General features: G+C 71.5%; 4 protein-coding genes and 1 pseudogene. 1 reads left to right on the forward strand and 4 read right to left on the reverse strand.

Translation table 11 applies throughout. From position 1 onward, the window contains the following. The 4 genes and pseudogenes from GH736_RS24630 to GH736_RS16245 form a co-directional block, all read right to left on the reverse strand. Nucleotides 1-274: pseudogene (locus tag GH736_RS24630) on the reverse strand (hypothetical protein); the annotation flags it as partial. Nucleotides 275-323: 49 nt separating this feature from the next. After that, nucleotides 324-1,529 (reverse strand): aminotransferase class I/II-fold pyridoxal phosphate-dependent enzyme, encoded by a 1,206-nt coding sequence (locus GH736_RS16235; protein WP_159605184.1) that lies wholly within the window; start codon nucleotides 1,527-1,529, stop codon nucleotides 324-326. A gap of 186 nt (nucleotides 1,530-1,715) precedes the next feature. Further along, nucleotides 1,716-3,161, reverse strand: a complete 1,446-nt coding sequence (locus tag GH736_RS16240) for an aspartate aminotransferase family protein (protein ID WP_159605186.1) — start codon at nucleotides 3,159-3,161, stop codon at nucleotides 1,716-1,718. A gap of 8 nt (nucleotides 3,162-3,169) precedes the next feature. Next, complete coding sequence (locus GH736_RS16245; protein WP_159605195.1) at nucleotides 3,170-4,654, reverse strand: CoA-acylating methylmalonate-semialdehyde dehydrogenase; 1,485 nt, start codon at nucleotides 4,652-4,654, stop codon at nucleotides 3,170-3,172. Between the two features lie 101 nt (nucleotides 4,655-4,755). On the opposite strand from GH736_RS16245, the gene GH736_RS16250 reads away from it, so the two are divergent. Continuing rightward, nucleotides 4,756-5,482: PucR family transcriptional regulator ligand-binding domain-containing protein (locus GH736_RS16250; RefSeq protein WP_235934334.1), on the forward strand; the 727-nt coding region annotated here is incomplete at its 3' end.

Raw genomic sequence — 5,482 nt, forward strand, 5'->3', positions numbered from 1 at the left:
CCGCACGCAGGCGGGGGCTGGTGCCGACGGCATCGTACGAGAACGCACCCCGCGCGAAGGGGTCGGTGCCCCAGCGGGAGCGGCGCATCGCGCTCGGAATGGGCACGCCGTCGGTCCTCGGCGTCGGGGTCGGGGTCGGAGGCGCCGTGGTGGGGCTCGGCGCCGGCGTGGGCTGCGGCCAGCAGCTGGCGAGCGTGACGGCGGCGATCCCCGAGAGCGACGCGGCGAGGAAGGTTCGCCGGGCCATCCCGCCGGACGCCGCCCGAGAGTCCATGGGACTCAGGCTAGCCGACGGCGCCGACGCGGGGTCGATGGCGGGCGGGTCAGCGCGCGGCGGTCGCCGTCGCCGAGCGGAACGCCTCGGCGAACCGGGGCAGCCCGGCCTCGATCGTCTCCATCGTGGCCGTCAGCGAGATGCGGAAGAAGCCGGGCGTCTCGAACATGCGCCCGGGGAGCACGAGGACGCCCTCGCGGTCGAGCGCCTGCGTGAACTCGACGTCGTCGGCGAGCGGTGACTGGGGGAACAGGTAGAACGTGCCCTCGGGCTGGGCGACGCGGTAGCCGATCTCCCGGAGCGCGGCCACCATCACGTCGCGCTTGCGCTGGAAGAGCGGCAGGTCGAACGCGAGCGTCTCGAGCTTCGGCAGCGCGTACTGCATCGACGCGTTGGGGAAGAGCCAGCCGCCCGAGATCTGCACGGTCTCGATCGCGTCGCGGAACGCCTCCCGACCGGGCATGGTGGGCGGCACCGCGAGGTACCCGATGCGCTCCCCGGGCGAGAGCAGGGTCTTGCCGTAGCTGTAGGCGACGAAGCTCCACGGATAGAACTCCACCGGGCTGCGGAAGCGCGCCCCGTCGAAGACGATGCGGTTGTAGGCCTCATCGGAGATGAGGAAGATGCGCCGGCCGTTGCGCTCCGATGCCTCGTCGAGGATCGTCGCCAGGCGCTCGAGCGTGGCCGGCGGGTAGATGCGGCCCGTCGGATTGTTGGGACTGTTCACGATGACGATGCGGGTGCGCGGCGTGATGGCCGCGGCGATCGCGTCGAGGTCGAGGTCGAGGGTCTCGCGGTCGATTGACACCTTCACCGGCACCATGCCGGCCTCGAGCACGAGCGGCTCGTAGAGGAACCACGGCGGGAGGCTGTAGACCACCTCGTCGCCGGGGTCGCCGACGATCTTCAGGGCCGTCGAGATCGCCGCGAACCCGCCCGTGGTGAGGTGCACGTCCTCGGCCTCGAACGGGATGCCGAGATGCCGGCTCAGCGACTCGGTCGCCGCCGCCACCGCCTTCTCGTCGCCGAAGTTGTAGGCGAACCACAGCTCGTGCTGCGGCACCAGCGCCTCGCGCAGGATCTCGACGTAGGCCTGCGACGGCGGGTCGTGCGGATCGCCGAACGTGAAGTCGAGCACGCCCGGCTCGTGCCGTCGCTGCTCGTAGCCCGAGAGCCGGTAGAAGTCGTAGAGCAGCTGGAACGGCGTCGCCGCCGCAACGGTCACGACACGGTCGGAGGTGAGTCGGTCATCCATGGGCGCTTCCCTCGGGGTCGGGGATGCTCCGCGGGCGCGAAGCCCCGTGAACGCCGCCCATGCTACTCCGCGACGACGCCCGCGCCTCAGGGCCCTCCATGAGCCGCTGAGACGCGGAGCGCCGAGCCGGCAGCCGGGCAGCCGTCACCCGCCGACCGTCACCCGCCGACCGTCAGCCGCCGACGGTCAGCCTGTGACGTACCCGTCGGCCACGTCGAGGGCCGCGTCGATGATGTCGAGGCCTCGAACGAGCTCGTCCTCGGTGATCACGAGCGGCGGCGCGACGTGCATCCGGTTGAAGTGGACGAATGGCCAGAGGCCGGCCTGCTTGCACGCGGCAGCCACCGCGGCCATGGGGGCGGCGGCCGCGCCCACGGCGTTGAACGGCACGAGCGGCTCGCGCGTCGCGGCATCCGACACCAGCTCGATGGCCCAGAAGAGGCCGAGGCCGCGCACCTCGCCGACCGACGGATGCCGCTGCGCCATCGCCCGCAGGCGCGGCTCCACGACGCGAGCGCCGAGGTCGCGCACCCGCTCGAGGATGCCGTCGCGCTCGAAGACCTCGAACGTGGCGACGCCCGCCGCGCAGGCGAGCGGATGTCCGGAGTAGGTGAGCCCGCCCTGGAACGCCACCGTGTCGAAGTGCGCCGCGATGCGCGCCGAGATCACCACGCCGCCGAGCGGCACGTAGCCCGAGTTCACGCCCTTGGCGAAGGTGATGAGGTCGGGCACGACGCCGAAGTGGTTCACCGCGAACCACTCGCCGAGGCGGCCGAAGCCCACCATCACCTCGTCGGCGATGTACACGATGCCGTGGCGGTCGCAGAGCTCGCGCACGCCCTGCAGGTAGCCGGGCGGCGGCACGAGCACGCCGTTGGTGCCGACGACCGTCTCGAGGATGATCGCCGCGATCGTGCCGGCGCCCTCGAGCGTGATGACCTGCTCGAGGTGCGCGAGCGCGCGCTCGGACTCCTGCTCTGGGCTGTCGGCGTGGAACGAGGAGCGGTACGGGTACGGACCCAGGAAGTGCGCGACGCTGCCGTCGCTCGGCTCGTTCGCCCAGCGGCGCGGGTCGCCCGTGAGCGAGATCGCCGTGGCGGTGCCGCCGTGGTAGCTGCGGTACATCGAGAGCACCTTGCGTCGGCCGGTCACGGCGCGCGCCATGCGCACGGCGTACTCGTTGGCGTCGGCGCCGCCGTTGGTGAAGAACACCTTGTCGAGGTCGCCGGGCGCCACCTCGGCGATGCGACGGGCGAGCTCGCCGCGCACGTCGTTCGCCATCGACGGCTGGATCGTCGCGAGGCGCCCCGCCTGCTGCTGGATCGCGGCCACCAGGTGGGGGTGCTGATGCCCGAGGTTGAGGTTGACGAGCTGCGACGAGAAGTCGAGGTACGCGTTGCCCGCGTAGTCCCAGAACGTCGAGCCCTCGCCCGCCGCGATCGGCAGCGGGTCGATGAGCGCCTGCGCGCTCCACGAGTGGAACACGTGCGCGCGGTCGTCGGCGCGCACCCGGGCGTCGGCCTCGAGGTCTGGCAGCGGATGCCGCTCGCCGCTCCGGTCGGCGTACGTCGCCGTCGCGGCATCCGTCGCCTCGTCGGTCGCCTGGGCCTGCGAGGTCAGCGTGTCGGTCATCGATGCTCCTAGTGGTTGGACGGGAAGCCGAGGTTGACCTGCGACTCCGATGGGTTCGGCCAACGCGTCGTGACGACCTTCGAACGGGTGTAGAAGTGCACCGACTCGGGGCCGTAGATGTGCGAGTCGCCGAACAGCGAGCTCTTCCACCCGCCGAACGAGTACGCGCCGACGGGCACGGGGATCGGCACGTTCACGCCGACCATGCCCACCTCGATGTCGAACTCGAACTGGCGGGCCGTGCCCCCGTCGCGCGTGAAGATCGCGGTGCCGTTCGCGAACCGGTTGGCGTTGATGAGCGCGACCGCCTCGTCGTAGGACTCGACGCGCACGACCGACAGCACCGGGCCGAAGATCTCGTCGTCGTAGACCTTCATGCCGGGCTTCACGTGGTCGACGAGGGAGACGCCGACGAAGAAGCCGTCGCCGTCGAACGCCTGTGTCGTGCCGTCGACGACGACCGTCGCGCCCTCGGCGGCGGCGCCGGTCACGTAGGAGGCGACCTTGTCGCGGTGCTCGCGGGTGATGAGCGGACCCATCTCGCTCGCGGCATCCGTGCCGTCGCCGATGACGAGCGCGCCCATTCGCCTGCGCACGGCGTCGACGAGCTCGTCGGCGACGTCGCCGACCGCGACGAGCACCGACACGGCCATGCAGCGCTCGCCGGCGGAGCCGTAGGCCGCCGAGACCGCGGCGTCGGCCGCGCCCTCGAGGTCGGCGTCGGGCATGACCACCATGTGGTTCTTCGCACCGCCGAGCGCCTGCACCCGCTTGCCGTTGGCGGCGGCCCGCTCGTAGATCGACTTCGCGATCGGCGTCGAGCCGACGAACGAGATCGCGCGCACCTCGGGGGCGTCGAGGATCGTGTCGACCGCGACCTTGTCACCGTGCACGACGTTGAGTACGCCGTCGGGAAGTCCGGCCTCCTGGAACAGCTTCGCGAGGAAGACCGCGGCGCTCGGGTCCTTCTCGGAGGGCTTCAGCACGACCGTGTTGCCGCACGCGATCGCCGACGCGACCATCCACAGCGGCACCATGACCGGGAAGTTGAACGGCGTGATCGCGCCGACCACGCCCACGGGCTGCTTCGTGGAGTGCACGTCGACGCCGCGCGCGACCTGCTCGGAGTGCTCGCCCTTCAGCAGGTGCACGAGCCCGGCGGCGAACTCGACGTTCTCGATGCCGCGCGAGATCTCGCCCGCGGCATCCGACAGCACCTTGCCGTGCTCGCTCGTGAGGATCGCGGCGAGCTCGCCCTGGCGCTCGACGAGCAGGTGGCGCAGCTTGAAGAACACGTCGGCGCGCTTGATCAGGCCGGTCGCACGCCAGCCCGGCAGGGCAGCGGATGCCGCGGCGATCGCCTGCTCGACCTCGCCGACCGAGGCGAACGCCACCTCGTGCTGCTGGGCACCGGTGGCCGGGTTGAAGACCGGACCGGTGCGCTCGGCGTCGGCGACCTCGCGGCCGTTGATGAAGTGTCGGATGAGGCTCATGCGGGTCCTTCGTGACGTGGGCGACGATGGCCGGACAGAATGCCCGAGACGTCGTCTAGGCTGGCACTCCCGAGTCTTACAGAGGCAGAGAGGCCCGATCGATGGCAGATCGTCGCGAAGACGACGTGATCCGAACAGAACGTCCGACCACGGGGACCGCGACGGCGGCGGTGGCCGACGGACTGCCCACGGTGCGGGAGATCCTCACGCTCGAGGCCGTCGCGCAGGGCGTTCCCGAGGTGCTCTCGGGCGACGCCGCGCTGGACGCACGCGTGCGCTGGGTGCACGTCTCCGACAGCGCTGGCGTCGCCCGGTTGCTCGTCGGGGGCGAGCTGCTGCTCTCGACCGGCTCGGGTTGGCCGACCGACCCCGCCGAGCTGGCCGCGTTCATCGGCGGTTTGGTCGACGCGGGCCTGTCGGGCCTCGTGCTGGAGCTCGGCGTGCACTACCGCTACGTTCCCGCCGTCGTCGAGCACGCGGCCCGCGAGCACGGACTCGCACTCGTCGCGCTGCACCGCGAGGTGAGGTTCGTCACGCTCACGGAGGCGGTGCACAGCCGCATCATCTCGGAGCAGACCGCGGCCCTGCGGGCCCGCGACGAGGTGCGCGAGCGGTTCACGGCCCTCAGCCTGCGCGGATCGCCGGCCGACTTCATCGTGCACCAGCTCGCCCAGACCCTCGGGTCGGCGGTCGTGCTGGAGAACCTCGCGCACGAGGTGGTGGCGAGCGAGGTGCCGCCCGCGGCAGAGCAGGAGCTCTTCACCCGATGGGAGGCGAGGTCGCGGCTCGCGCGCGCATCGACGCGTTCGGCGCTCGACCCGAACGCGC

The sequence above is a fragment of the Agromyces humi genome, assembly GCF_009720255.1.
Taxonomy (GTDB): domain Bacteria; phylum Actinomycetota; class Actinomycetes; order Actinomycetales; family Microbacteriaceae; genus Agromyces; species Agromyces humi.